The 26,588-nt window shown below is 42.9% G+C and carries 15 protein-coding genes; 10 read left to right on the top strand and 5 right to left on the bottom strand.

Features of this window, described 5'->3' with window-relative positions; genetic code table 11:
- Nucleotides 1-71 precede the first annotated feature (71 nt).
- From ppk1 to HYN43_RS10780, 10 genes are all read left to right on the top strand, one after another.
- Nucleotides 72-2,108, top strand: coding sequence for a polyphosphate kinase 1 (ppk1, locus tag HYN43_RS10825; RefSeq protein ID WP_119409362.1), 2,037 nt, complete (start codon nt 72-74; stop codon nt 2,106-2,108).
- The gene (locus tag HYN43_RS10820) at nt 2,105-3,001 is read left to right on the top strand and encodes an SdiA-regulated family protein (RefSeq protein WP_205589918.1); all 897 of its coding nucleotides are present in this window, start codon (nt 2,105-2,107) and stop codon (nt 2,999-3,001) included. Before ppk1 ends, HYN43_RS10820 begins: the two co-directional genes overlap by 4 nt.
- 96 nt (nt 3,002-3,097) lie before the next feature.
- The gene (locus HYN43_RS10815) at nt 3,098-6,661 is read left to right on the top strand and encodes a BamA/TamA family outer membrane protein (protein WP_205589917.1); all 3,564 of its coding nucleotides are present in this window, start codon (nt 3,098-3,100) and stop codon (nt 6,659-6,661) included.
- A 24-nt stretch (nt 6,662-6,685) separates the two neighbouring features.
- Nucleotides 6,686-9,043, top strand: a complete 2,358-nt coding sequence (locus HYN43_RS10810; protein WP_119409360.1) for a GAF domain-containing protein — start codon at nt 6,686-6,688, stop codon at nt 9,041-9,043.
- A gap of 285 nt (nt 9,044-9,328) precedes the next feature.
- The gene (locus HYN43_RS10805; protein ID WP_119409359.1) at nt 9,329-14,227 is read left to right on the top strand and encodes an MBG domain-containing protein; all 4,899 of its coding nucleotides are present in this window, start codon (nt 9,329-9,331) and stop codon (nt 14,225-14,227) included.
- Nucleotides 14,187-14,927, top strand: a complete 741-nt coding sequence (locus HYN43_RS10800) for a hypothetical protein (RefSeq protein ID WP_162996416.1) — start codon at nt 14,187-14,189, stop codon at nt 14,925-14,927. The genes HYN43_RS10805 and HYN43_RS10800 overlap by 41 nt, the downstream gene beginning before the upstream one ends.
- 126 nt (nt 14,928-15,053) lie before the next feature.
- Nucleotides 15,054-17,642, top strand: a complete 2,589-nt coding sequence (locus HYN43_RS10795; RefSeq protein ID WP_245447242.1) for an outer membrane protein assembly factor — start codon at nt 15,054-15,056, stop codon at nt 17,640-17,642.
- Between the two features lie 85 nt (nt 17,643-17,727).
- On the top strand, nt 17,728-18,378 hold the full coding sequence (gene rpe / locus HYN43_RS10790; protein WP_119409357.1) for a ribulose-phosphate 3-epimerase: 651 nt from the start codon (nt 17,728-17,730) through the stop codon (nt 18,376-18,378).
- 203 nt (nt 18,379-18,581) lie between these two features.
- Nucleotides 18,582-19,649, top strand: coding sequence for a 3-phosphoserine/phosphohydroxythreonine transaminase (gene serC, locus HYN43_RS10785; protein ID WP_119409356.1), 1,068 nt, complete (start codon nt 18,582-18,584; stop codon nt 19,647-19,649).
- 86 nt (nt 19,650-19,735) lie between these two features.
- Nucleotides 19,736-20,689, top strand: a complete 954-nt coding sequence (locus HYN43_RS10780) for a D-2-hydroxyacid dehydrogenase (RefSeq protein ID WP_205589916.1) — start codon at nt 19,736-19,738, stop codon at nt 20,687-20,689.
- Between the two features lie 225 nt (nt 20,690-20,914).
- On the opposite strand, the gene HYN43_RS10775 is transcribed toward HYN43_RS10780, so the two are convergent.
- The 5 genes from HYN43_RS10775 to HYN43_RS10755 all read right to left on the bottom strand — a co-directional run bounded on the left by HYN43_RS10775 (nt 20,915) and on the right by HYN43_RS10755 (nt 26,545).
- On the bottom strand, nt 20,915-21,661 hold the full coding sequence (locus tag HYN43_RS10775) for a hypothetical protein (RefSeq protein WP_162996415.1): 747 nt from the start codon (nt 21,659-21,661) through the stop codon (nt 20,915-20,917).
- 139 nt (nt 21,662-21,800) lie between these two features.
- Entirely contained in the window at nt 21,801-23,207 is a 1,407-nt protein-coding gene (locus tag HYN43_RS10770) for an MBL fold metallo-hydrolase (protein ID WP_119409354.1), read from the bottom strand.
- Nucleotides 23,208-23,369: 162 nt separating this feature from the next.
- On the bottom strand, nt 23,370-25,202 hold the full coding sequence (locus HYN43_RS10765; protein ID WP_119409353.1) for an ABC transporter ATP-binding protein: 1,833 nt from the start codon (nt 25,200-25,202) through the stop codon (nt 23,370-23,372).
- 27 nt (nt 25,203-25,229) lie between these two features.
- Nucleotides 25,230-25,754 (bottom strand): hypothetical protein, encoded by a 525-nt coding sequence (locus HYN43_RS10760; protein ID WP_119409352.1) that lies wholly within the window; start codon nt 25,752-25,754, stop codon nt 25,230-25,232.
- Between the two features lie 14 nt (nt 25,755-25,768).
- A complete protein-coding gene (locus HYN43_RS10755) occupies nt 25,769-26,545 on the bottom strand; it encodes an SAM hydrolase/SAM-dependent halogenase family protein (RefSeq protein ID WP_119409351.1) in 777 nt (258 codons plus the stop codon).
- Nucleotides 26,546-26,588: the final 43 nt, after the last annotated feature.

Here is a 26,588-nt window from a genome sequence, read left to right as displayed (position 1 = left end):
TCCTAAGTCCCGAAGTCATTTTGTTTTTTGACTTACTACTTATGACTTACGACTAAAATTAACACAACACTATGGAATACTCATTTTTTGACCGCGACCTGAGCTGGCTTTTGTTTAACGAGCGCATTTTGATGGAGGCCGAAAGTGAGGATTTGCCGGTACTGGAAAGGATTAGTTTCCTGGCCATATTTTCATCTAATTTAGATGAGTTTTACCGCGTGCGCATGCCCGTGGTTATGGCCCTGCATAAACTTAACCTGCTAAATAAAACCGAACAAAACGATGATGTGCCCGATAAAGCCCGGCAACTGGTTGAGCAAATGCAAAACCGGTTTGGACAGGTTTTTACCGGAAGGCTGATTCCGCTGCTAAAAGAAAATAACATCCACCTGCTTTTTCATGAACCCATCCCTGCAGCTATTGCCGATAGGGTAAACGATTATTTTTACAGCCAGGTACTGGCATTTTTGCAGCCTGCCGATTTAATTGGCGGCAAAAAGCAATTCTTTCCCGAAAATAATAAGCTTTATTTTTTGGTGAACCTTGGGCTGAAGGATGGTAAAGAACGACCGGTGATCCTGAACATCCCATCAAACCAGTTGCCGCGTTTTTTCAGTGTTAATGAGGATGGCAAACAGTATATTGTTTTTTTAGATGATATTATCCGGTACAATCTGGATAAGATTTTTAAAACGGAAGAGATAAAAGGTTGCTACAGTTTTAAAATAACCCGCGATGCCGAGCTTGATCTTAACGATGATTATGAGGGTGATGTACAGGAGCAGATTGAAAAACAGCTATTGAAACGTGATATGGGACTGGCCACCCGCTTTTTGCACCAGCCGGGTATCCCGCTCAGAGTGCTTCATTTAATTGAAGATAAGCTGGGCTTACAGGGATCGAGCATTGTTGAGGGTGGTTTTTATCATAATTTAAAAGATTTAATGGGCCTGCCAGCCGGTGGCCCGGGGCTTAAATACATCAAATGGCCTGCTTTGGTTAACAGGCAAATAAGCGCCGATGAATCGATATTTGATTATATAGCCAAGGGCGATTGCATTTTTCATGCGCCGTATCAATCATATAATGCCATTCTGCGTTTTTTTAACGAGGCTGCCATTGATGAAGATGTAGAAGAGATTTCTGTCACTCTGTACCGTGTAGCGAGCGACTCGCGTATTGTAAACGCGATGATCAGTGCTGCCGAACGCGGTAAAAAGGTACGCGTTTTGGTTGAGTTGAAAGCCCGTTTTGATGAAGCCAACAATATTAAATGGGCTAAAAGACTAAAAGCCGCAGGAGCAAGCATTATATACAGCGATAAGGCCATAAAGGTGCATGCCAAGGTTGGTTTGGTGAAAAGAGTGGTTGATGGGCGTGTAAAATATGCCGGCCTGCTGGCAACAGGTAATTTTAACGAGAGTACGGCTGCTTTTTATACCGATCATATCATGATGACGGCCAATCCGCAGTTGTTGCGCGATATGGATCTGTTGTTTATCTACCTTGCTAAAAAAGCAAAATCATCCGATGGATACGATATTGATTTTCAGCACCTGTTGGTGGCTCAGTTCAACCTGCAATCGAAGTTTATTGCGCTGATTGATCGCGAAATTGAACAGGCACGCAAGGGCAACCCGGCAGCCATCACCATAAAAATGAATAACCTTGAAGAGCGGGTGTTGATAGGTAAACTGTACGAAGCATCGCAGGCTGGTGTGCAGATCAGGATGATAGTACGCAGCATCTGCTGTTTAATACCGGGAGTGAAGGGGATGAGCGAAAACATCGCCATTCGCCGCATAGTTGACCGTTACCTGGAGCATGGCCGCATTTTTATATTCCACAACGGCGGCAATCCGGAGGTTTTTATGGGCTCGGCCGATTGGATGAACCGGAATATTTACCGCCGCATTGAGGTTTGTTTCCCGGTTTATGATGAAAAGATAAAGCAGGAAGTTATGGACATGATCGAAATACAACTGCGGGATAACGTACAGGCGGTAACTTTAAACGAACAATTACAAAACATCAGGGTTGATAGAACGGAACCGCCGGTACAATCGCAGCGGGCTATTTACGAACTGTTACAGCAAAAAAGTATATGATGATGTTTAAAACAAAAGGCGCTTTGCGCAGGGCAGCTGTTTATATTACCGGAATAATAGCGCTTGCGGGCATTTTTTTAACGATATCGTGCAAAAACAAAGAGAAAGCTATACCGGCAAGCCCTCCGGGTTATGATCTGAACAAACCTGTAAAATATAAAATGCCCGATGATTTGACCGAGATCTCGGGTTTTGCATTTCACAAAGGCAAAAGCGATTCGGTTTATGCCCAGCAGGATGAAGAAGGTTTTTTATTTAATTTGAAGTTGGGCGATGCAAAAGCTGCCTACACCAAATTTGCCAAAAGCGGCGATTACGAAGACGTAGCTATTTGCCGCGATTGGGTGATTATGCTTAAAAGCGATGGCATGCTCTTCACCTTTCCGTATAGCGAAGTTAGGAGTAAAGAAGTTGCCCATGTACAAAAAATAAAAGATCTGCTGCCCGAAGGCGAGTTTGAAGCTATGGCAGCCGACGAAAAAACAGGTTTGATTTATGTACTGTGTAAACACTGCACCGACGAAAAAACATCAAAAAGCAGCAGCGGCTATATTTTGCAGTTACAGGCGGATGGCACACTGAAGCAAAGCGGCAATTTTACTATCGACGTAAATGAGATTGAGCGGCTGGTAAATAAAAAACGGGTAGCGTTCCGCCCCTCGGCTATGGCAAAAAACACGGCTACTAACGAGTGGTATATCGTATCGGCAGTAAATAAAATGCTGGTGGTTACCGATACCGGCTGGAAGATTAAAAACGTTTATCCGCTAAGCGTTACCATTTTTGTTCAGCCCGAGGGCATGGCCTTTGATAATCAGCGTAACCTGTATATCTCTAACGAAGGGGATCAGTTAAGCGCCGGTAATATATTGAAATTCAGCTTTGTAAAGTAACTTTTATAAAGCTTTGATAAAACCTTAAAAACATACACATCTAATCCGGTCCTTATGATTAAAAAATTACCCCTTTTACTTATTTTATTAACGGGCATGCTTAAAACCCAGGCCCAGGACTCGGTTAAATACCGCCTCATCCTTATTGGCGATGCCGGCGAAATGGATCAGCAGCAAAGCATGGTACTGAAACATGCTGCCGCCAATATCATCAAAAATAAAACCTCGGTGTTTTATCTTGGCGATAATATTTACCCCCGCGGAATGGGCCTGCCCGGCAGCCCCGAAGAAGCCGAAACCAAAAAAATTCTGCAATCGCAGTACCAGCCCATGCGGGCCAATGGTGCACCGGTATACTTTATCCCGGGTAACCACGATTGGGATAAGACGGGGCCGCTTGGCCTGGCTAAAATAAAACGCCAGTGGGAGTATCTTGAACAACAAAACGATAAAGGGCTTAAAATGGTACCCGAAAACGGCTGCCCCGATCCGGTGGAGATCAATCTTTCAGATAAATTAACCGTAATTGCGTTTGATAGCGAATGGTGGTTATACCCCTTTAGCAAAAGCAACCCCGGTGCCGAGTGCGACTGTAAAAGTAAAGATGATATAGCCGACAAAATCAAACTGATTTTTGAGCGCAATAAGGACAAAGTGATTATCCTGGCTTCACACCATCCTTTTCAAAGTTATGGTACGCATGGCGGCTATTTTTCTTTTAAAGATCACCTGTTTCCGCTTACTGTAGCCAACAAAGATCTTTGGATCCCGCTGCCGGTAATAGGTTCGTTATATCCTTTTTTACGCTCCACTTTCTCCAATCCCGAAGATCTGGGGCATCCCTTGTATAAGGATATGATTAAAAAGGTAGATGGCGTTTTTGCCGATTTTCCTAACCTCATCCACGTGGCCGGTCACGAACATGGTTTGCAATTCATCAAAAGCAAACAAATACAGGTGGTAAGCGGTGCAGGGGCAAAACAAACTTATGCCATTAAAGGCAGATATTCGCTTTTTGCCGATGCCACGCAAGGCTATGTTACTGCCGATCTGCTTACCGATAACAGCATTCGTTTTACCTATTACATTGATGATGAAAAAGGTGTAAAGCAGGCGTTTACTTATACGCAGCCATACACTTCGGTTAAAAATGTGCCCGATACGCTGCACACACCTATAAAGGCTGATAGTATGGTTGTTAGGGTTCACCCCAAATATGATAGCGTAAGCAATTTTCACCGCCGCTGGTTTGGCGAAAACTATCGCAAGGAATGGGCTGCCGAAACCAAATTGCCGGTAATCAGGCTCTCGCAGATTCATGGCGGATTAAAGGCCGAAGGGCTTGGAGGTGGCTTTCAAACACACTCGTTAAGGTTAATTGACAAGGATGGCAAGGAGTGGGTGCTGCGCAGCGTTGAAAAACAGCCCGAACGAATTTTGCCCGATGAATTTCAGGAAACGTTTGCTAAGGATTGGGTTAATGATGCCATGAGTGCCCAGCATCCTTTTTCAGCGCTGGTTGTACCCCCGCTGGCCACGGCCGCGCGCGTACCGCATGCTAACCCTATTATTGGTGTGATATCGCCCGACCCGGTGTTGGGCCAGTATGCTAATATTTTTGCCAATAAGGTTTGTTTACTGGAAGAGCGCGAGCCGGGAGGCAAATCAGACAATACGGTAAAAATGATTGGCAAAATGCTGGAGGATAACGATAACTCGGTTGATGGTGAGGAGTTTTTACGCGCCCGCCTGCTGGATTTATTGATTGGCGACTGGGACCGACACGGTGACCAGTGGCGCTGGCGCGATGAGGAAAAAGGCAAAGGCAAACTATACACCGCCGTTCCGCGCGACCGCGACCAGGTGTTTTACACCAACCAGGGCGTGCTGCCTACCATTGCCGCCCAGCCATGGCTTGCACCAAACCTGCAGGGCTTTAGCGGCGAAATTTATAGCGTTAAATATTCCCTCTGGAAAACCATGTTTATGCAGCGCTGGCCATCGGTACAATACAGTCACGAACAATGGACTAAAATTGTAAATGATTTTATTGCTGCCGAGAACGATGAAGTGCTGGAAGCCGGCTTACGTCGCCTGCCCGAATCTGCGTACAAATTAAGGCACGATGTATTGCTGAAGCAATTGAAGGAACGCCGCGCTAATATCCCGGCTGCTATGGAGTTTTACTATAAGTTTATCAATAAAATAGTTGATATTCATGCATCTGACAAAAACGAACTTGTAACTGTAAAGGATGAGCCCAACGGGAGTTTGAACGTGGTGATCAACAAGATCAACAAAAATGGTGAGGTAAAAGATACCCTCATGAACCAGAGTTATCACCCCGATATCACCAAAGAGCTGAGAATTTATGTAAGCGGTGGCGATGATAAGGTGGTACTGGATAATGCTACATCGCCCATCAAACTGCGCTTTATTGATAGTACCGGTACCAAAAATTACAATATCGTAAAATCGCGTAATACCGTTCAGTTATATGACAGGGGTAAAAAGTTAACCATTACCGGCGATGAATCAAGCGTGCACAAACATATTGATGCCGATAGCGCCAACACATCATACCTGAGGGTTAACCTGATGAATGTGACTGCACCGCTGGCCAATATCTCCTACAACCCCGATGAGGGTGTGTTATTGGGTGCCGGGTTCAGGTATACCCACCAGGAGGGATTTCAAAAGCTGCCTTATAATGATCAGCAAACTGTTTTTTTAAGCCACTCCTTCAGCACCAAAGCTTTCCGGTTTAGTTACAACGGCGAGTGGATTCACGCGTTTGGCAATGCCGACTATTTGATGAACGCCGAAGTGAATTTTCCGGATAATATTAACTTTTTTGGCCGGGGCAACGAAACGCAGTTTATCAAGGAAGGCGATTTCAGGAAGTATCACCGCATCCGTTTTAACATCTTCAACTTTAACCCTGCTTTCAGGTGGCGTAATGAATCGGGCACGTCGTTAACCATCGGTCCGTCGTTTCAATACTATAAATTAGACCTTGATGACAATATCGGCCGATTTATTACATACCCGTTACTCACCAACGCGCCAGATAGTTATACCTTTGATAAAACAAAACTACATGCCGGCCTTGTTGTTAATTTTGTAAACGATAAGCGTAATAACAAAATTTTACCTGCCTGGGGTAGTTACGTTAATATCAAGCTACAGGGCTATAAAGGTTTAAACAATAACTCAACCAGTTTTGCGCAACTGATACCTCAGGTGGCGCTTTACAAAAGCCTGAACGCCAAAAGCACCATTGTACTGGCCGATAGGGTAGGTGGCGGTATAACCATTGGCAAAACATCGTTCTATCAATCGCTGTTTTTAGGTGCTCAGGATAACCTTTTAGGCTATAGGTTGTACCGGTTTGCAGGCCAGCACAGTTTTTACAACAACCTGGAACTGCGCATTAAACTAACCGATTTTGCCAGCTATATAGTACCAGGCCAGATTGGTTTTGTTGGTTTTTATGATATCGGCCGCGTTTGGGAAAATGGTCAAAGCTCGGATAAATGGCATAACGGCACAGGTGCCGGATTGTATGTAGCACCGGCGCGCTTAGCTGTAATAAAAGTTGTGGCCGGTTACTCGGAAGAGGGTTGGTATCCATACCTCTCGGCGGGTTTCAGATTTTAACGTGAGGGATTAAAAAATTAAGCAATGCACACTGAAGTATTAAATATAAGTAAGGATGAATGTTCGATATGCCAGGTTGAATCCTGCCTGACATTTAATCCCTTCGTGGAGCATTTACGCGAACGGGTATCTACAGAAAAAACACTGAAAAGTGAGTTTTACCGTTACGTATTAGGCCGTTTTGAACATGATTTATGCATAGATCTGAACATGAGCCCGGCAGATGCCGAAAAACACCGGGAAATGCTGGAGCTCATTTACTCAATACTAACGCCGCCTATCGCCAACGAAAAAGAGTTTCACTGGGCGCTGAGCACGCCCGTTCCCGATAAGGTATTTTTTAGTACCGAGGCTTTTTATGATTTTCATTCCAGCCACCATTCCAACCTTTACGCACTGAACGCCCCCCGCAACGAGGTATTTGCCGACAGGCAGAAGAGGTTTATTTACAGCCTGATATTGGAGCGTTTGTACGGTTTTTCATCAGCCATCCGCAATGAACTGCTGTTTTCATATGCAGATCCCGAAACGGGGCTATCGCGCTATTTCAATATCCAAACCGATCCGCGTTTTGTAGAGATCGAGCTTAAAGGTGAATTACCTGAATTAAACTTTGATACCATCGAACCATACTTGCACAGCAATATGAGTTTGGACTTGATTGAGCAGGTTTTACCTTTAAACCTGTTTAAATTTAAAGGATTTACCGTTATTACGCTTACGGATATCACTTTGCAATACGCGATGGAAAATATCCGCAGCGTACTGGTTAGTCATAGCGCAAATGAGCAGGAACAGTATAAGCATGTAATAGAATCATTAAGAACACTTGCCGAAAACCCGGGGATTCAGTTTGCACTGATGCCATTTTTGTCCATCAATAACCAACCGATATTTGATAACGAAGAGTGCGCAAAAAGTGTGTTATTACACGCTGCCAAAGAGTTTCACCTGGCCGAAGAAACTTTTGATAACATGGTTGATGATTACAGCAGCAACCCAAGGCCTATCTTTTTCAATTCGCTCACTGATGAAAAAATAGCCAAATTTCCGTTTTTACAGGTGTTGAAACAGGCTGGCGTTAAATCGTACGGGATTTTTCCGGTTTACTACAATCTGAAAAATGTGGGCATTATGGAGGTGTACTCATACAATGAGATTGTGTTTTATGAACATCTGCTCGCCAAATTGCGTGCGACAACTCCCATGATTGCCCAGTTGCTGCAAAACAGTATTGACAGGTTCGAGACCCGGATCAATGCCGTTATTAAAAATAAATTTACCTCGCTCCAGCCATCTGTGCAATGGAAGTTTAACGAGGTGGCCTGGAAATACATCAAACAAAAAGATAAAAAGAAAAAGAACCCCGAGATAGAAACAGTTGCGTTTAGCCATGTTTATCCCTTGTTTGGAGCGATAGATATCCGCAACTCAACCGTTGAGCGCAACAGCGCTCTGCAGGAGGATTTAAAAAGTTTGCTTACCGTACTGGTTGATACGCTAAAAGTGTTGAGCAAAGATATTCGCCTGAGCCTTACCGGCAAGCTGATCTCCAAATGCGAAGAATGGCTTGAGCGTATTGGCGGCTACATCACCACCAATGATGAGCTGATGCTGGATACATTTCTTCATAACGACGTAAACCCCTTCCTGGAGCATTTCAGGAAAAATTATCCCGAGGAAAAAGAGGTTATCGACCGGTATTTTAACGCATTGAACGAGGAAGACGGCTCGGCTTACGAGCACCGGCGCAATCTTGAAACCTCCATGCAGCTCATCAACACCTCTATAAATCAATACCTGGAGCAGGCGCAAACCGAAGTGCAGGAATCATTTCCGTGTTACTTCGAAAAGTTCCGCACCGATGGGGTGGAGTATGATATTTATATCGGTCAATCCATAGCGCCGCAACGTGCTTTCGATTTGCTGTATCTTAAAAATATCAGGTTGTGGCAACTACGGTCGATGGCCGAAATTGCGCGGATGACCAACGGCTTAGCCGATCAGTTATCGCGCCGGCTGCAAACCACGCACCTGATCTTTATCCACTCAAACCCGATAGATATCAGCTTCAGGAATGATGAGCGGCGTTTTGATGTTGAGGGCGCATACAATATCCGTTACGAAGTAATTAAAAAACGTATCGACAAAGTGCTGATTGCCGGTACTTTTGAGCGCCTTACCCAGCCCGGCAAAATAGCCATGGTATACTTTAACCCCGGCGAAGCGGCCGAGTATGATGAATACATCAGGTACCTGCAACTGGAAGGTTATTTGTTGGATGACCTTGAATACCTGGAATTGGAAGAACTACAGGGCGTAAGCGGTTTGAAGGCTTTGCGAGTGGGCGTTAATTACGCTGCCGGCTTGTTGGAGAATTAATATTATGCTGTTTTAAAGAAAGAGATCCGATTACATAAAATTTTCTGTATAGCATATAAAGCGGAACCTGTTAATTCAGGTTTCGCTTTTTTCTTTGCTTAAATTATCCAAATGTATTATATTTAGAAGATTTTATTTTATTGATAACCAAACCTTTCAGTATATGATACTCAAAATCTACAACACCCGCTTCTCTGCCGCTTTAGATCAATGTCGGCTATTTGATTTCTGTAATTTTTCTACAATTTCTTAAGATTTCATCTTCCGCTTTCAAAAACCTGCACCATGATCACTAAAATAAGCAAGTGTGCCATTCGGTGCACCTTTTTAGGTATACTGTTATTAAACAGCTTTGCCTCCAACGCTCAACAACCCGGCGATAAAAAAAAGATATGTAAACAGTCAGTCCCCTCGGGATGGATTACTACGCATGTAGGTGATCCTTGTGAACCTGGTTTGGTTTTTGGGCTCGAAAACTATGCAAGGGATATTGTTTATTATGAAGGTCTGCCTACAGGCAGCAAGCTGTTTTTGAGCGCTGATATTAAACCTTCAGGTTGGATAAAAACTTCTAAAAGTATAGGTCCTGCTATTCCTGCAATAATTAATGGTAAACTCGGAACGAGTATTTATTATAATAATGATATTCTGAAAGTAGAAGGTATGCCTACCGGAAGTAAGGTTGATATGGTTGACGATATTGCGCCTGATGGCTGGGTTTGGACCGGAGTGAAATTTAATCCAACCTCAATTGCTCCGCAAGATTACTATGCCACCATAACCCGTTACGACGGCCTGCCGCCGGGTAGTACCTTAACTATCTTAAGCCCTTTTGTTCCAATAGGTTGGGTAGCCACCGATATGGGTACTACAAAGCTGGGTAACCTGAGTTTCGATACCCGCAAAATTATAAGGCTTGATGGCTTGAACAGTATTGACGAGATTACTATTGTTGGCTCGTTTCCGCCGTCTGGTTGGATAACTATAGGTATGGGAACTAAAGTAGTAGGTAACCAGAAAGTGCTAACACGAAGAATTAAAAAGATCAGCACGCTCGATCCAAAAAAAGAATATTCTTTTTATGACGGGGCTATGCCCGATGGCTGGATCCAGACGGATTTTGGTGCAAATAATACCGGTATAGGTATATACAATTATAAACTTGCTAAAAACTATAAAAACGCGGCACCCGGCGATAAAATAACCATTATTGATGCCAGGCCACCTCAAGGCTGGGTTACGATAGGTGTTGGCGGACGTTTTTTTATATCCACAATATATCAAACCCGTACCATCGAAAAACTTGAAGGTTTTGACTCGTTGAATGAAATAACCATAGTAGATGAAATACAGCCCGATGGGTGGATGCCTGTTTCAATGGGGAGCGTATTTTCGGTAGCAACTATTTACGAAACCCGAAAAATTATCCGTACCAGTAGTATGGATCCTACCAAACAATACTCTATGGCAACTACCATACCGCCTGTTGGTTGGTTCATTACAGGGATTACAACTCAAACAGTAGGTACAAGAACCTATGAGATTTTTAAGATCAGTAATTATTACAATATGCCCGTTGGCAAAAAGATTACCGTTATAGATGATGGCTTTGCACCTACACCACCGCCGGATGGATGGACAACTATCTCTACCGGTAAAGCCACCGGCTTGTTTAGTGTTTATACCACCTATTATATCACCAAAAAACAAAACCGGATAAATGGCGAAGTGAGTGGTACCTGGACCAAAGCTGGCAATCCTTGGGTAATTAATGGCGAGGTTATCATTCAGCAAGATAAAAAGCTTACCATTGGGCCTGGTGTTGAAGTGCAAACCTATTCTGTTAATGATCGCATTACGGTTAACGGAACACTGATTGCAAACGGTACTGCTACCGATTCCATTTTATTCCGTGGGCTTCGTAATCCAGGTGATCAAAGCAGGCCCGGCGGTTACGTTACCTTTAACGCTACCAGTAAAAATTCAATTTTGAATTTTGTTAGTATTGATAAATGGGGGGATGATTATCAGGAGCAAAATGCTATTAATATACTCAGCTCGTCTGTAACGATTACTAATTCGATGATTAAAAACAGCTCCTTCACAGGTATAAATATTCATGATGATTATGTTCCGATTATAACAAACAATAACTTTTCTGGTAATAAGACAGCTATTGAAACTAAATCCGAAAATTTATTGAATGCAACCGGAAATCGCAATGCGAATATCAAACTGATCAGCAGCACGATTCTTAATAACAAATCGACACTTAAAAATCAGGGGCCAGGTTCATATTATTTTTTTAGGGCTTTATATCAGGTAAATTATGGCAGCACGTTAACTATCGATCCAGGAACAGAAATTCGTTGGACGGGAAATAGCAGAGCTTATCCTGATATTTTTAACGTTTACGGAACGCTGATTGCAAAGGGGACAGATAAAGATTCAATTCGTTTTACTGGAAACGACCGTTGGAGAACAGATATGTTGGTGTCTCCTCCTGGGCACCTGCTTTTTTCTGATAGCAGCAAAAACAATGTGATTGATCATGTTGTCATCGATAAAATGGGAACTGCCTACACTGAAGTTTCTGGCGAATATGGCGCTATATCAACTTATACGCCATCGTTAACGGTTACAAACTGTTTAATCAAAAACAGTGCAAGTGTGGGTATTACTAATGATAATAACGGTTACGAAGCAGTTGTAACGAATAACAGTTTTTATAATAACTCAAAAGACATTGTAACAACATTGGCGGGAAGTGTAAAAACCCGGAATAATACAAATGCTAAGATTGTTTTGCTTGATGGACCGGTTCGCAAAAATATTGATTTGCCGTTACCAGGTCTCAATTCATATTATCAATTAAGGGATTTGATTACAGTGCCGCAAAACATAACGCTCAATATTGCTCCCGGTACGCTTTTCGATTTCGGTAACATCCGTGGCGGCCTAAATGTAAGCGGTACGCTGAAAGCAAAAGGTACCTCACAATTGCCTATTAAATTTGTGCGCTTAAAACCAGAAGCGGCAAGTACAGGAGATTTTGGTATTACGCTAAATTATCCAAGTAAAAATTCGGAATTGGAGTATCTTAATATTGATGGTGGAGGAAACATCAATGCCCGGTCGGGAGCGCTAACCGTATATAATCAAAACTTTATGGCTTCAAATCTTTCTATAACGAATAGTACTTATGCAGGTATAGTATGTACAGCTGATAGACCGGTTATTACTAAATCCGTAATAAAAAACAACAAGATAGGTATACAATCATGGCATTGTTCACCAACTTTTAAAGATTGCGAGATATCCGGTAACATTGATTACGGAATACAAACAGTTACTAATTACCCTGATACGGTAGACGCCCGCTATGTATCCTGGGGTGATCCATCTGGGCCTTTTCATAAAACACTTAATCCAAAAGGAAAAGGTAACCAGGTTACCGATAAGGTATGGTTTTTACCTTACAAGGTAGGTAATAAGCTTGGTCAGCAAATACAAATGGATTCGGTTTTAACCAGGCGCTATGGCGATGCAGACCTGGCCCTGAATGTTTCGGTTTCTTCGGGTTTGATTCCCGTATTTAAAATAAGCGATCCCTCAATAGCATCTATCGATGCAAAATACAATTTACACATAAAAGGTGCGGGCAGCACACTTATTCAAGCTACGCAAAAAGGCGACGCGACTTATGCACCTGCTGATACTGTGATATTAAAGCTAACCGTAAACAAAGCATCCCTAACTATTACAGCCGATAATAAAGCGAGGTATTACGGCGATGCCGATCCTCTGCTTACTGTCGCGTATAATGGTTTTGTAAATGGAGATTCCCCTAAAAGTTTGAAAACGCTACCTTCTATTTCAGCAGCAACTACATCCCTGTCCTCTCCCGGAAATTATCCGATAGCCGTTTCGGGTGCAGTTTCGCCAAATTATGATATCACTTATGTGGCAGGAACTTTTACCATAAAACCTGCGCCTGCACCAACTATTGCTTCCATTACGCCTGGTGCAGCTATCGAGGGAAGCCAGGTCACTATTAAAGGGGCTTACTTTTCAAATGCTTCTGAGGTGAGTTTTGGCGATGTACCTGCGGCATCATTTAAAGTTGTTTCATCATCTGTTATCACCGCGGTAGTGGCTAAAGGGGGTAGTGGTAACGTATCTGTTACCACTCCTTCAGGTAAGGGCTCAATTACTGGTTTTGTTTTTGTGCCAATGCCTGTTATAAGCGCAGGTGGTCCGCTTGATTTGCAAAGTGGCGGAAGTGTAACCCTTAGCAGCGCAGGTGTAGCCGGTTTAACTTATCAATGGAATAAGGATGGTAAACCTATCAGCGGAGCTAATGCAACTAATTTTACTGCAAATCAAAGCGGTTCATATACCTTATCAATTAGTAATGCAGGTGTGGTACAAACCTCGCAGCCATTGGTTGTAAATGTTGTTTTTAGTCTTCCGCCTGATAATTTTAAATTCAGCAATACTGGTGTTAGCTGTAAGGGATCAACCAATGGCTCTATTAATATCAGTGCTAAAGTTGCTTTAAATTATACTGCTATCTTAAACGGACCTGCAACAAATAACAAAACGTATAACTTTACAGATAAGTTAGTATTGGCTGATCTTGCTCCCGGTAGCTATAATATCTGTATTACAGCGGCTGAGCAGCCCAACTATCAACAATGTTTTACATCGGTAATAACCGAGCCTGCCGATCTCTCAGTATACTCAAGCATTACGCCAGGCACTACACAATTGCTTCTTTCCATGCAGGGCGCGCAAACGTATAACATTAGCCTTAATGATCAGTTGGTCACCACCTCCAACTCGCAAATTACATTAAAGCTGCAACCCGGAACCAATACGCTTAAGGTAAGTACTGATAAACTTTGCCAGGGTGTTTTTCAAAAGATCATTACGCTAATAAAAAACGCGCCCCCATATCCTAATCCTTTTACTTCAACAATTAAGCTGGATGCAGGAACCGATTTATTGAAAAATGCTACCCTGATTGTCTTTGATATGACTAATAAGGTTGTTTATAAGCGAAATTATGCCGCCGTTTCGGGAGTTATTGAAACCGATTTGAGCAGTTTAAAGTCAGGCGTTTATATCCTGAAGCTTGCTTGTGCGCAAAAAGAAAATGTTTACAAAGTTATTAAGCACTAAAATGAAGAAAAGCTGTTCAATTTTACTCGCTGTGTTTTTGTTCGCATGCGGCAAAGGAGGGGATAAACTTAAACCTGTATCCCCCCCAGAGCCTTCAAAAGCCAACCTTATATTTCCTTCAGAAAACGCGCTTTGTACAAGTGGTACGGTGGTTTCTGATAAGGAAACTACTATTAACTTTTCATGGAGCGCGGCTGCTAATGCTGATAGTTATGAAGTGTTGTTAAAAAATCTGCTTACAGGAGTTACCGCAAAACAAACAGCACAGAGCAATCAACTCGCATTAACTGTTTTAAGAAATACCCCTTACTCGTGGTCGGTTATCTCGAAATCTCAAAAGTCAACTGCTACAGCAGAAACCTTGTCCTGGAAATTTTATGTAGCCGGAGTAGGTATCATCAATTATAGTCCTTTCCCAGCAGCATTGGTAGCCCCGATATTTGGCAAGCACCTCGGTAGCACTACAAGCTTTGTTGATTTGCAATGGATTGGAAATGATGTAGATAATGATATTGATGGGTATGATGTATATTTTGGTATCACATCTAAACCGGCTTTATTAAAAAGCAATAATTTGGCAATGAACTTATCCTCGGTGCCTGTTAGCAAGGGTACAACCTATTATTGGAAAGTGATAACCAAGGACAAGACGGGCAATGCTTCCGAGTCGGGATTGTTTCAATTTACTGTTGATCAATAAATTGGATAATACCCACCCTCTGTAATTTAATCGGCACACTAATTAATTTAATCGGTTATTTTGGATATTAATTAAAACTATTTTGTAATATAGGGTTATTACTACTATCGTTTAACTGAGAAACCAATGGGGCACGGTAAATACCTATTTAACTCCTTATTACTTGTTTTAACCACTGGCTTTTTATTTAAGGCCGATATTGGTAACGCTCAAACTAAGCCCGATAGCATTAAACTTGCCATCGAGCCGCAATATAACAATGTTAGCGGCACACATCGTTTCTTTTTAGGGGATAATTACCGCATGTTATGGGCAGCTCCTGTTACACTCCCTGTGTTTCATATCGACAAAGAAAAAGGCGGTCTTAAAATATTACAACGGGGAGGGGGGAAGCAAACCAAATCTCTACGCCTGCAGGATGCAACCGGGCAACAATGGGTGATCCGTACCTTGCAGAAATATCCCGAGAAAGGTTTACCCGTTAATTTACGGCCTACGGTGGCAAAAGATATTTTGCAGGACCAGGTATCTGCCGCACATCCTTTTTCTGCCTTAACTGTGCCGCCTTTGGCAGAGGCGCTTGGCGTTCCGCACTCCAATCCTAAAATTGTTTATGTGCCCGATGATCCGGCTTTAGGCGAGTACCGGCAGGATTTTGCCAACCAGGTGTTTTTGTTTGAAGAACGCGAACCGCTGGATGCCGAAAAAACCGACAATACCGAAAAAGTACAGCGCAAATTACAGGAGGATAACGATAACCACGTTGACCAGAAAATAGTATTGCGCGCCCGTTTACTTGATATGCTGCTGGGCGATTGGGACCGCCACGAAGACCAATGGCGCTGGGAAAAGATAGATGGCAAACACGAAACCATCTACGAACCCGTTCCTCGCGACCGTGACCAGGTTTATTATAAAACCTCCGGCGTTTTCCCCTGGATAGTGGCCCATCAATGGCTTAAATCAAAGTTTCAGGGCTATAGCGATGAGATCAGGGACATTAACGGCTGGAATTTCAACGCCCGCTATTTCGACAGGTATTTTTTGAATGGATTGAGCGAGGATGACTGGAAGGAGCAGATAACCTTTGTACAAGGCAAACTGACCGATGATGTGATTAAAAAGGCGGTGAGGTTGATGCCAGATACCATCTATAAATTATCCGGCCCCGAAATTATCAGTAAAATGATAGCCCGGAGAAACATCCTCCAAAAACAGGCGCTTGAATACTACAGATTTATTTCGATATATGTTGATGTACCGGCCAGCGATAAAACTGATAAGTTCAGCATCGCCCATGAAACCAATGGCGATATTACCGTTACTGTAAACAAGATCAAAAAAGATGGAAGCATTGATAGGGTAACCTACCATCGCACTTTTAAACCCGATGTTACCAAAGAGGTGAGGCTATATGGTTTTGACGGGGATGACCGGTTTGAGGTTACCGGCTCAACGCCCTCATCAATCATAGTGCGGATGATAGGCGGGGAGGGGGCCGATACTTTTAAGGTTGATAGTTCGCTCAATAACAAATCAAAAAACTACATTTATGATCGTTCAGATCAGCAGAACAGCCTACCGTCGTCATCTTTAGCCCGCATTCGAACCTCGACAGACAGCACCGTAAACAGTTACGATAAAACAGCTTTTAAGTTTGACAGGTTTGAGCCTATTGTGTTGGCTAATTATAGCAATGATATCGGCATTTTGTTAATAGGCGGCTTCAGTTATGAGCGGCATGGCTTTCGCAAAGAGCCTTATGCTTTTCGCGAACAGTTCCTGGTTAACTATTCGCTCGAGCGTAAATCATTTCTGTTTACCTACGTGGCCGATTGGAAAAAAGCCATTGGTCAAAATGATTTGCGCATCAACCTGCTGTCGCGTGGGCCGCATAACCTGAGTAATTTTTTCGGGATAGGCAACAATACCGTTTTTGAAAACCAGGGCGACAGAAAAATTTCATACTACCGCAACCGCTATGATTATGTTACCGGTGATGTTTCCCTGCACCGCGATTTTGGCAGCCTGCATGTAAGCGCCGGCATAGCCGGGCAGTTTTACAACAGTAAGCCATCAAACAATACCGAAAGGTTTTTAAACGGCTATAATACCGCATTCGGTAACGAAAAAGTATTCGGAACAAAAGTTTATGGCGGGCTAACGGCAAACGCAACTGTAGATACCCGCAACAAACTCATTATTCCAACTAAGGGCATTCTGTGGACAACCACCGTAAGTGGTTTTAGCGGGGGCGGCTCTGGCAGTCATAATACTTATGGCCAGGCGCTTTCCGAATTTAGCTTTTACCTTAATCCCGACAGGGATTCGGTACTCGTGATTGCCAACCGTACCGGTTTGGGCACTACGGTGGGTAATGCTGCCTACTTTCAGCAGATGAAGCTTGGCGGCTCACAAAATTTTCGTGGTTTTCATACCAACCGTTTTACCGGGCGTACCATCGCTTACAATAACCTCGAGCTGCGCTTAAAAGTGATGGATTTTACCTCGTACCTGTTGCCGGGCTCGTTTGGGTTGATTGGTTTTAATGATGTTGGCAGGGTCTGGGTACCCGGCGAATCATCAGACAGGTGGCATGATGGCTATGGCGGTGGGCTTTACGTTATTCCGGCGCAGCTGGTATTGATAGAAGCTGTAATGGGTTTTTCGAAAGAGGGATCGTTACCTTATATTACTATTGGTTTCAGGTTTTAGTAGTTATTGTGTCTTTTTTACACTCCTGCTATAAAAATAATTACCCCATCAGTTCTGTAGATTACCTGCTTTTATATATTTGCATATGAATCACCTCATAGCACCATCCATTTTAGCGGCCGATTTTGCCAACCTGCAACGCGATATCGAAATGATCAATAACAGCGAAGCCGATTGGATTCACGTTGATATTATGGACGGTATGTTTGTTCCCAATATTTCATTTGGTTTCCCGGTAGTAAGCGCTGTGAAAAAACATGCCACCAAACCGCTGGATGTTCACCTGATGATTGTGGAACCCGACAGGTACCTGAAAGCTTTTAAAGATGCCGGTGCCGATAGCATTACCGTGCACTACGAAGCTTGCCCGCATTTGCACCGCACCATACAGGTAATTAAACAGTTAGGCTGTAAAGCTGCTGTAGCCATCAACCCGGCAACGCCGGTTTTTTTATTGGAAGATATTTTAGGCGAGCTGGATATGGTGCTGATTATGTCTGTTAATCCGGGCTTTGGCGGGCAGCATTTTATCGAAAACACTTATAAAAAGATCAAAGAACTGAGAACACTAAGTGCCGATAAAAATCCGGATTTGCTGATTGAGATTGACGGTGGGGTGGATGCTACCAATGTAACGAAACTGATAGAAGCCGGCGCCAATGTACTGGTTGCGGGCACTTCGGTATTCTCGTCGGCGAGCCAGCCGGCCGCTATATCACAACTCAAACACGCGTAAAAGTTATTACAATTGTAATAATTACTACCAACTCTGTAGGGTTAATTTAATTATTTGCAATCAAACGGGCATTTGTTGATTAATTGTATATTTTTTCAAAAAATGTAAATAATGTCTATATATTTTGTCAAATTAATTAACTTCGGCCCAACAAAATACAAACTTCCTAATAGTGTATTTAGAACCTACAATTCTTTAATTATATGAAACATAATTTTGGTGCCGGACCCGGCATTCTACCACACGAAGTTTTGAAGCAAGCTTCAGAAGCAGTTATCGATTTTAATGGTACAGGACTCTCTTTGCTCGAAATTTCACACCGATCGAAGGAGTTTGAAGCCGTTTTAGACGAAGCTGTTGCCCTGGTAAAAGAATTATTCAGTGTTCCTGAAGGTTATTCGGTATTGTTTTTGCAAGGCGGTGCAAGCACCCAGTTTGCTTTGGCACCGTACAACCTGTTGCCCGAGGGTGGCAAAGCTGCCTATGTTGAAACCGGCGTTTGGGCCAATAAAGCTTTGAAAGAGGCTAAATATTTTGGCCAGGTGCAGGTGGTAGCTTCATCAAAAGAAGCTAATTTTACCTACATCCCTAAGGATTTTGAAATTCCGGCCGATGCTGCTTACATCCATATCACCTCAAACAATACCATTTACGGTACACAGTTGCAGGAGTTTTTCAAATCGCCCATCCCGGTGGTTTGCGATATGTCATCAGATATTTTCAGCCGCGTAGTTAACGTAGCTGATTTTGGTTTGATTTATGCCGGTGCTCAGAAAAATATGGGTCCTGCAGGTGTTACCCTGGTTATTGTTAAGGATGAACTGCTGGGCAAAACCGGCAGAAGCATCCCTGCCATGTTCAATTACCAAACCCAAATTGAAGGTGGTTCAATGTACAATACCCCACCGGTATTTGCCATCTACGTATCGATGCTTACCCTTAAATGGTTAAAAGCAAAAGGCGGCGTACCAGCTATTGAGCAGGAAAACATTACCAAAGCCCGTGTATTGTATGACGAGATTGACCGCAACCCGCTATTTAAAGCCGTAGCTGCCGTTGAAGACCGCTCGAAAATGAACGTATGCTTTGTAATGGAACATCCCGAGCTGGAAAAACCATTCCTGAAACTTGCCGAAGAACGCGGTATTGTTGGCATAAAAGGCCACAGAAGCGTAGGCGGTTTCCGCGCTTCAATTTACAACGCGTTACCAATAAGCAGCGTATACGCCCTGATTGACGTAATGCAGGAATTTGCCGAAAAGAATAAATAATTTATTTCATTAAGTCATTGGGTCATTAAGTCATTTTAGTATGGCAATGACTCAATGACCTAATGACTCAATGACTATATAAAGAGATGATCAAAATATTAGCTAACGATGGTATCGATCCGATAGGCAAAAAAATGCTGGAAGATGCCGGTTTTTTTGTTGATACCAACAATATCCCACAGGAAGAGCTTCCTGAAAAATTAAAAAATTATGATGCTATTACTGTACGTAGTGCAACTAAAGTACGTAAAGCATTGATCGACGCTACACCCAACCTTAAACTGATTGGTCGTGGTGGTGTTGGTGTTGATAATATTGATGTTGATTATGCCAAAGAAAAAGGCATCGGTGTTTATAATACTCCTGCATCTTCTTCATTATCAGTAGCCGAATTGGTATTTGCCAGTTTGTTTGGGGCTGTACGCTTTTTACCGGATAGCAACCGCAAAATGCCGGTTGAAGGCGCTACCAACTTTAACGGTTTAAAGAAAGCTTATGCCAAGGGCGTAGAGCTTCGTGGTAAAACCTTGGGTATCGTAGGTTTTGGCCGTATCGGCAGGGAGGTAGCTAAAATAGCTGTCGGTGTTGGTATGGATGTTTTGGCTTATGATCTTTTTGATTTTAACCCCGAGCTTGATCTTGTTTTAGGTGGCGGCACTGCCGTTAAAGTGGCTGTTAAAAAAGCTACACTTGACGAGATTATCACCTCTGCCGATTTCATCACCCTGCATACGCCATTCATTGATAAAGCCCTTTTAGGTGCCGAAGAACTGGCTAAAACTAAAAAAGGTGTTGGCCTGGTAAATATTTCACGCGGCGGCCTTATTGACGAGCTTGCTTTGGTTGATGCTTTAAACAGCGGCCAGGTTTCGTTTGCAGCGCTTGATGTGTTTGATAATGAGCCAACCCCTCGTCCCGAGATCCTGTCTCACCCTAAAATTTCCTTAACCCCGCATATTGGTGCTGCTACCAACGAAGCACAGGAACGTATTGGTGTTGAACTTGCAAGTTTGATCATTGAGCATTTTAAAAACGCTTAATTTGATTGCTTAAGCAAAGCAGATAATAAATAACAAATGGGATGGATCGTATGATTCATCCCATTTGTTATTTAAACAGCACAACACTGCCGCGGGTTTAGCGTAGCGTAACCCGTGGTGTAAAATTATTTGAGTTTTCAACTCAAGTGGAAGGGGACTAAATTTGAAAACTTTAGTTGTAGTTTACCAAGGGTTACGCTGCGCTAAACCCGCGGCAGATTGATGTTATTTAATGTTAGGGAAAGGAAAGCGATAGGCAATCGAAAATAACCTTCCGCTTACTTTTACAGCCTGTTTTTCACCCATCGAATTAATAAGTTTTTTCAGTTTATCAAGGTCTTTTCTATCAATATAAACGCTGTACAGATCAACGCTTCTTTGTACGGTGTGTTTGTCTTTCAAATCGGGCCAACCGGCCGGCCAGTTCATTGGTGTTTCGGGAGAGTAGCTATAGCTGGTTAACATTACCTCAACGCTATCAGGCAACCATTCTTTTGCTTTGTTGTCTTTAAAATTGATAAGCTTATCAAATACATTCAAAAAGGCTTTTGGCGTTTTCTCTCTTGCCGGGCTTTTCTCGTACCGCAGGCTGCCATATACAAGTGTTTGCGCGTGAAAATCAGAATTTATTATTAATTCGCTCGTAGGCTGATCAGTTGCGTAGGTTGCGGATATATATGAAGGCAGTGCTTTGAGGCTATCAGTTACACCCAATTTCCTGAACGCTGCCTGTATTTCATTTTTGGGGATAGAGGTTTTATAATACTTTACTTTATTTTTAACCTGCTTTTTATATATAATTTGCCCGTTTTGATATAAAACAAACGTAGGAACATCCGAACCGATGACCATTTGCCATGGATTAATTTCGGTTAATTCAATTAACGGTTTACCGTATTCCGGCTTGTAATTTTGCGCCGACGCCAGGGATGTGAAAAGGGTTAGTAATGCTAATAGATATAATTTTTTCATAATGGTTTTTATATCATGATGCATTTACCGGCTGTTTTCCATAAAAAATAAAAACAGGAACTTAAGTTGAAAACTTAAGCTTTGTACACCACAGGTTATGCTGCGCTGAACCTGCGGCAGATATCTTTTTAATAATTTTTTAAATGATATAACTTACACCTTTTTCAGGCATTGTAACCCCATAGCCTTCCTTCTCCAGATCATTAGCTAACAGCTGCATACTTTCACTTTCGCCATGCACCAGGAATACATGTTTTAACTTATCAGGGCCGATAGCTTTAACATTATCCATCAGATCATTGTGATCGCCATGGGCGCTCAAAACATCAGTTTGTTTAATGGTGGCATAAACCGCCAGTTCGCGGTCTTTAATGTGCACTATGGAATCGCCTCTTAATAACCGGTGCCCTAAAGTTCCTTTGGCGCAATAGCCTATAAACAGGATGGTGGCATAATAATTTTGGATATTGTAAAACAGGTGATCCTGAATGCGCCCGCCCTCCAGCATACCTGCCGAAGATATGATGATGCAGGGTTCCCAGTAATTGGAGATCTGGCGGCTATCTTTAAGGGTTTCCACGTAAGTGAGGTTATCAAACTCAAACTCATCACCCCGTTTCTGGTAAAAATCCTGCGCTTCCTTGTTTACATGATTGTGGAATTTACGAAATACCTCGGTAGCCTGCGTAGCCATCGGGCTATCCACAAAAACTTTAACCGGTGGTAACAAACCTGTACTGAAAATTTTGTTTAAACTGTAAACCAGCGATTGTGTACGCCCGATACTAAAAGCCGGGATAATTAAACGACCCTGTTCTTTAATACAAGCCTTATCTATTATATCAATAAGCGTTTGCTCAACTGTTTTATCTTTCGAGTGATAACGGCCACCATAGGTAGATTCTGAAACGAGGTAATCCACCGGTGGGAGAAATTGCGGATCATTCAGCACCGGATAATTTTTCCTGCCGATATCGCCGGTAAAGGCAATTGATTTTTCTTCGCCTTTATCAGTCACGTTAAATACGGCTGCTGCTGCGCCCAACAAGTGGCCAACAGGCACAAAAGTAAGCTCGATATCGCCGGTAATGCGGAACGGTTTGTTAAAACCAATAGTAACAAAGCGCTCAACAGTATCCATTACATGTTTTTGCATGTATAAAGGTTGGGCATGGCTGTTAAAGCGCCCTTTGCCCCGCCTGTGACGGCCGCCGCCGTTGTTCCCCGCAGCTTTCTTCATAAATATGTTTACCGAATCGAGCAATAGTAATTCAGTCAAATCGGCGGTGGGGGGAGTACAAAGGATCTGTCCCTCAAAACCTAAACGGATGAGGGTAGGGAGGTTACCCGAGTGATCGATATGGGCATGGGTAAGTACCACCACGTCGATATCTTCGGGATTAAAGGGAAAGTTTTCGTTGGATAGTATGCTGCGGTCTTTTTCGTAGTCCAGTCCGCAATCCACTAAAATTTTATATTGGCCAACCTCAAGCAAATGCATGCTGCCGGTTACCTGCCGGGCCGCCCCGTGTATGGTTAATTTCATTTTGATGTACTGTATGCGCTATCTTTCCGCACACTCATATTGTATTACGTTTACCTGTAATATTTAAACTGTGAATATAATAGTTTAATCTAATTTTATCGGTCTGTAAACGGATTAGCCGGCTATAAGTTGGCTTACAGATCAATAAATTTTAACAGGCAGCTAAGCCTGGCTGGTCTCAAACTGCAGCTGGCTTAAATAGCGGTATAAACCCTGCTCGTTATTGATAAGTTCGGCGTGGCTGCCGCTTTCAACAATGTTGCCTTTTTCAAGCACTACAATTTTATCAGCTTCGCGGATGGTTGAGAGGCGATGGGCTATGATGATGGATGTGCGGTCTTTCATCAGCTCTTCCAAAGCTTCCTGAACAAGGCGTTCCGATTCAGAATCTAACGATGAAGTGGCCTCGTCAAGTATCAGTATGGATGGATTTTTAAGCAACGCCCTTGCTATGGCAATTCGCTGGCGCTGGCCACCTGATAATTTAACACCACGCTCGCCTACAATGGTCTCATAACCCTCTGGAAAGGAGGAGATGAACTGGTGCGCGTTAGCCCGCTGCGCGGCTTTGATGATATCTTCTTTCGAGGCATTTAAGCGCCCGTAGGCAATATTTTCAAGGATGGTGCCGCCAAACAGCAACACATCCTGCGGAACGATGGCTACCTGGTTACGGATATCGGTTAACGAATAATTATCAGCCGGTTTACCATCAAACAAAATATTGCCGTTTTGTGGGTGATAGAATTGAAGGATGAGCGAAGCCATGGTTGATTTACCCGAACCGCTTGGCCCCACTATGGCCACACGTTGCCCTGCATCGGCATGGAATGAAATACCTTTTAACACGGTAATCTCCGGGCGGGAAGGGTAGGCAAAAACTACATCATCAAATGCAACGTCGCCCTTAATGGTTTGTTTGATATCATTATCGTTCTCAACCATCGAAATGGCTTCACCCTGTTCGGCTAATATTTCCAATACGCGTTCACTGGCACCTACTGCTTTTTGCAGGTTGGCATATAAATCAGGGAAGCTGCCCATTGCCGCGCCAACAAATATCGAATACATGATAAACGTAGTAAGATCGCCTACATATATTTCATGATTAGCTACTAATACCGATCCGTACCAGATTACACCTACAAAAGTGCCAAACAGGCAAAACACGATGAATGAAGCAAAGATGCCCCTGAATTTTGCGCCTCTTACAGCTATGTTTACCACCTTGCGTAAAATTTTATCATAACGATTGGCTTCATAAGCTTCGTTAACAAATGCTTTTACATTAGCTATGCCCTGCAATGTTTCTTCAACTATGGTGTTTGATTCGGCCAGTTTATCCTGCGCATCGCGTGATAGTTTGCGGATGTATCGCCCAAAAAACACAGCGAAAGCAACTAAAAACGGCAAAATGGCCAACAGCGCCAGCGTAAGTTTGGAAGATACAATTGCCAATAAAGTAGTACTACCCACCATCATTACCAACTGGCGGATAATTTCGGCAAAGGTGGTAGTTAATGTATCCTGGATCTGCGAAAGATCGGCAGAAATGCGGCTGTTCAGTTCACCAACTCTGCGGTTGGCAAAAAAGTTCATGGGCAGGGTAATGAGTTTAAAATAAGTGTCGCGCCTGATATCGGCCAGCGATCGCTCGGCCACCTGTACAAACCAAACAACCCTGAAAAACGAAATAAATGCCTGTGCAAATAGTATGCTGAAACCCATTATGGCTATGGCATTTAAACCATGCGGCAGATACTTGTATTTGTAAAACCCCTGTGCAGCATCAATCAATGCCCCTAAAATAGCGGGGAATGCTAAGCCAACCAAACTTGAGAGGAAGAGAAATACCAAGCCTGCAATAAATTTCCAGCGGTAGGGTTTCAGGTAGGTGAGCAGTTTGCCCACATTGCGTAAGCTGCTGCGGTTTATTTTTGCTTTGGGTAGTTCTGCTTCGGTTTTTGCGCCACTGTTCAGTCGTCCTCTTGCCATGTATGCGTTTTAGTTAAAGCCGCGAATTTACGCTTTAACCCGGTTTTTTTTAAGCAACATGAACAAAATTGACGCACCCATGAAAACAATTACCACCAGGTAAATATTTTGACGCATGCCAAAATGCCCGTCGGCTTCTTTAGCCTGTTGCTTTAGTTTGGCATTTTGCTGTTGTAAATGGCTGATCACCTTTAGGTAAGCATCACCTGCACTTTCAGCTTCGCGGCTATGGCTCTGGATCTGCTTTTGCTGAAAATCGCGGTATTCCAGTAAAATTTTTAATTCTTTAAAAATAGCATCGTCTGTTTTGGCTATATCCATCAGGATGCCGGCCGAACGGCGGATATCATCCTTGGTTTGAAAACCAAAAATACCCGTATGCTGACTCAAACTTTGCTGGTACTGCCCAAACTTTTGCTTACGGGCAGTAAGCATCCTGTTTATTTTTTGCCTTTGAAGCTGGTATGCAACCGAATCGGAGTTAACGGGGCTTTGCCCAAAAGCGGTAACCGATGCTATTGAGAAAAATATAAACAGTACAAGTTTTTTCATGTATCAGTTAGTGTTTATTGAAATTCGATGATCACCTTATCGTTAAGATTTAGGCCCAGCAATCCGCTGGCATTGCCTTTATTGATGGCTATTTCCAAATGATCGCTGATGCCAAACAGGCAAAGTTTTTCGCCAACCGGCACTTCATTATAATGCCAGCTAAGGTGTGTAATGGTTTCGTTCCGTTTAAAGTTCAATACAAAACGGCGGCCCTGCTGCACCCGGTTAAAAAACTCTTTGGTAATATTGGTTATCACGTTCTGAAACGAATCGATATAAATCACTACGCCTTTTATCTGGTTTTTTTCGATAACAGGCTGCAAATTCATTTTGTTTTCAATTTCGGATACCGGCAAACCAATTTCATCAAGCTTACCACCTTTGGCCAGGTGGCAGGCGGCTTTAACAAAAATATCCGCAAGCGGAAAATGCAGAAATTTAAGATCCTGCATAATATTGATTTCCACAATCTCTTCCGGTTCCTGGTCAAACATCAGCGAGAAAATGCCATTATCGGCACCAACAAAATAATGTTTTTTGTAGCGGATGGCCAGGTATTTGGTATGATCGCTGTAAACGGTATCGATGCCTATCAGGTGTACGGTATCTTCAGGAAAATAGTGAAAGCTGTTTTTTAGGATAAAGGCGGCCTGTTGCACATTGAAAGCCGCTACGCTGTTGGTAATATCAACAATATTTACTGTGGGGAGCGATTTGTAGATGCTGCCTTTTAGCGCAGCCTGGTAAATATCCTTATCGCCCAAATCAGTAGTTAATGTTATAATTGCCATTAATTTTATAAATATTTATTGCTAATCTTGTAGTAGCGTTTGA

This window comes from Mucilaginibacter celer (assembly GCF_003576455.2).
Classification (GTDB): Bacteria; Bacteroidota; Bacteroidia; order Sphingobacteriales; family Sphingobacteriaceae; genus Mucilaginibacter; species Mucilaginibacter celer.
This window is presented reverse-complemented; position numbering and strand designations above follow the sequence as displayed.

Excerpts from the sequence above, each read along its gene's own strand:
- ppk1 (WP_119409362.1), top strand. The coding sequence starts at position 72 with ATGGAATACTCATTTTTTGACCGCGACCTGAGCTGGCTTTTGTTTAAC.
- HYN43_RS10755 (WP_119409351.1), bottom strand. The coding sequence starts at position 26,545 with ATGGCAATTATAACATTAACTACTGATTTGGGCGATAAGGATATTTAC.
- HYN43_RS10765 (WP_119409353.1), bottom strand. The coding sequence starts at position 25,202 with ATGGCAAGAGGACGACTGAACAGTGGCGCAAAAACCGAAGCAGAACTA.
- serC (WP_119409356.1), top strand. The coding sequence starts at position 18,582 with ATGAAACATAATTTTGGTGCCGGACCCGGCATTCTACCACACGAAGTT.
- HYN43_RS10760 (WP_119409352.1), bottom strand. The coding sequence starts at position 25,754 with ATGAAAAAACTTGTACTGTTTATATTTTTCTCAATAGCATCGGTTACC.
- HYN43_RS10810 (WP_119409360.1), top strand. The coding sequence starts at position 6,686 with ATGCACACTGAAGTATTAAATATAAGTAAGGATGAATGTTCGATATGC.
- HYN43_RS10775 (WP_162996415.1), bottom strand. The coding sequence starts at position 21,661 with ATGAAAAAATTATATCTATTAGCATTACTAACCCTTTTCACATCCCTG.
- HYN43_RS10780 (WP_205589916.1), top strand. The coding sequence starts at position 19,736 with ATGATCAAAATATTAGCTAACGATGGTATCGATCCGATAGGCAAAAAA.
- HYN43_RS10805 (WP_119409359.1), top strand. The coding sequence starts at position 9,329 with ATGATCACTAAAATAAGCAAGTGTGCCATTCGGTGCACCTTTTTAGGT.
- rpe (WP_119409357.1), top strand. The coding sequence starts at position 17,728 with ATGAATCACCTCATAGCACCATCCATTTTAGCGGCCGATTTTGCCAAC.
- HYN43_RS10795 (WP_245447242.1), top strand. The coding sequence starts at position 15,054 with ATGGGGCACGGTAAATACCTATTTAACTCCTTATTACTTGTTTTAACC.
- HYN43_RS10820 (WP_205589918.1), top strand. The coding sequence starts at position 2,105 with ATGATGATGTTTAAAACAAAAGGCGCTTTGCGCAGGGCAGCTGTTTAT.
- HYN43_RS10770 (WP_119409354.1), bottom strand. The coding sequence starts at position 23,207 with ATGAAATTAACCATACACGGGGCGGCCCGGCAGGTAACCGGCAGCATG.
- HYN43_RS10815 (WP_205589917.1), top strand. The coding sequence starts at position 3,098 with ATGCTTAAAACCCAGGCCCAGGACTCGGTTAAATACCGCCTCATCCTT.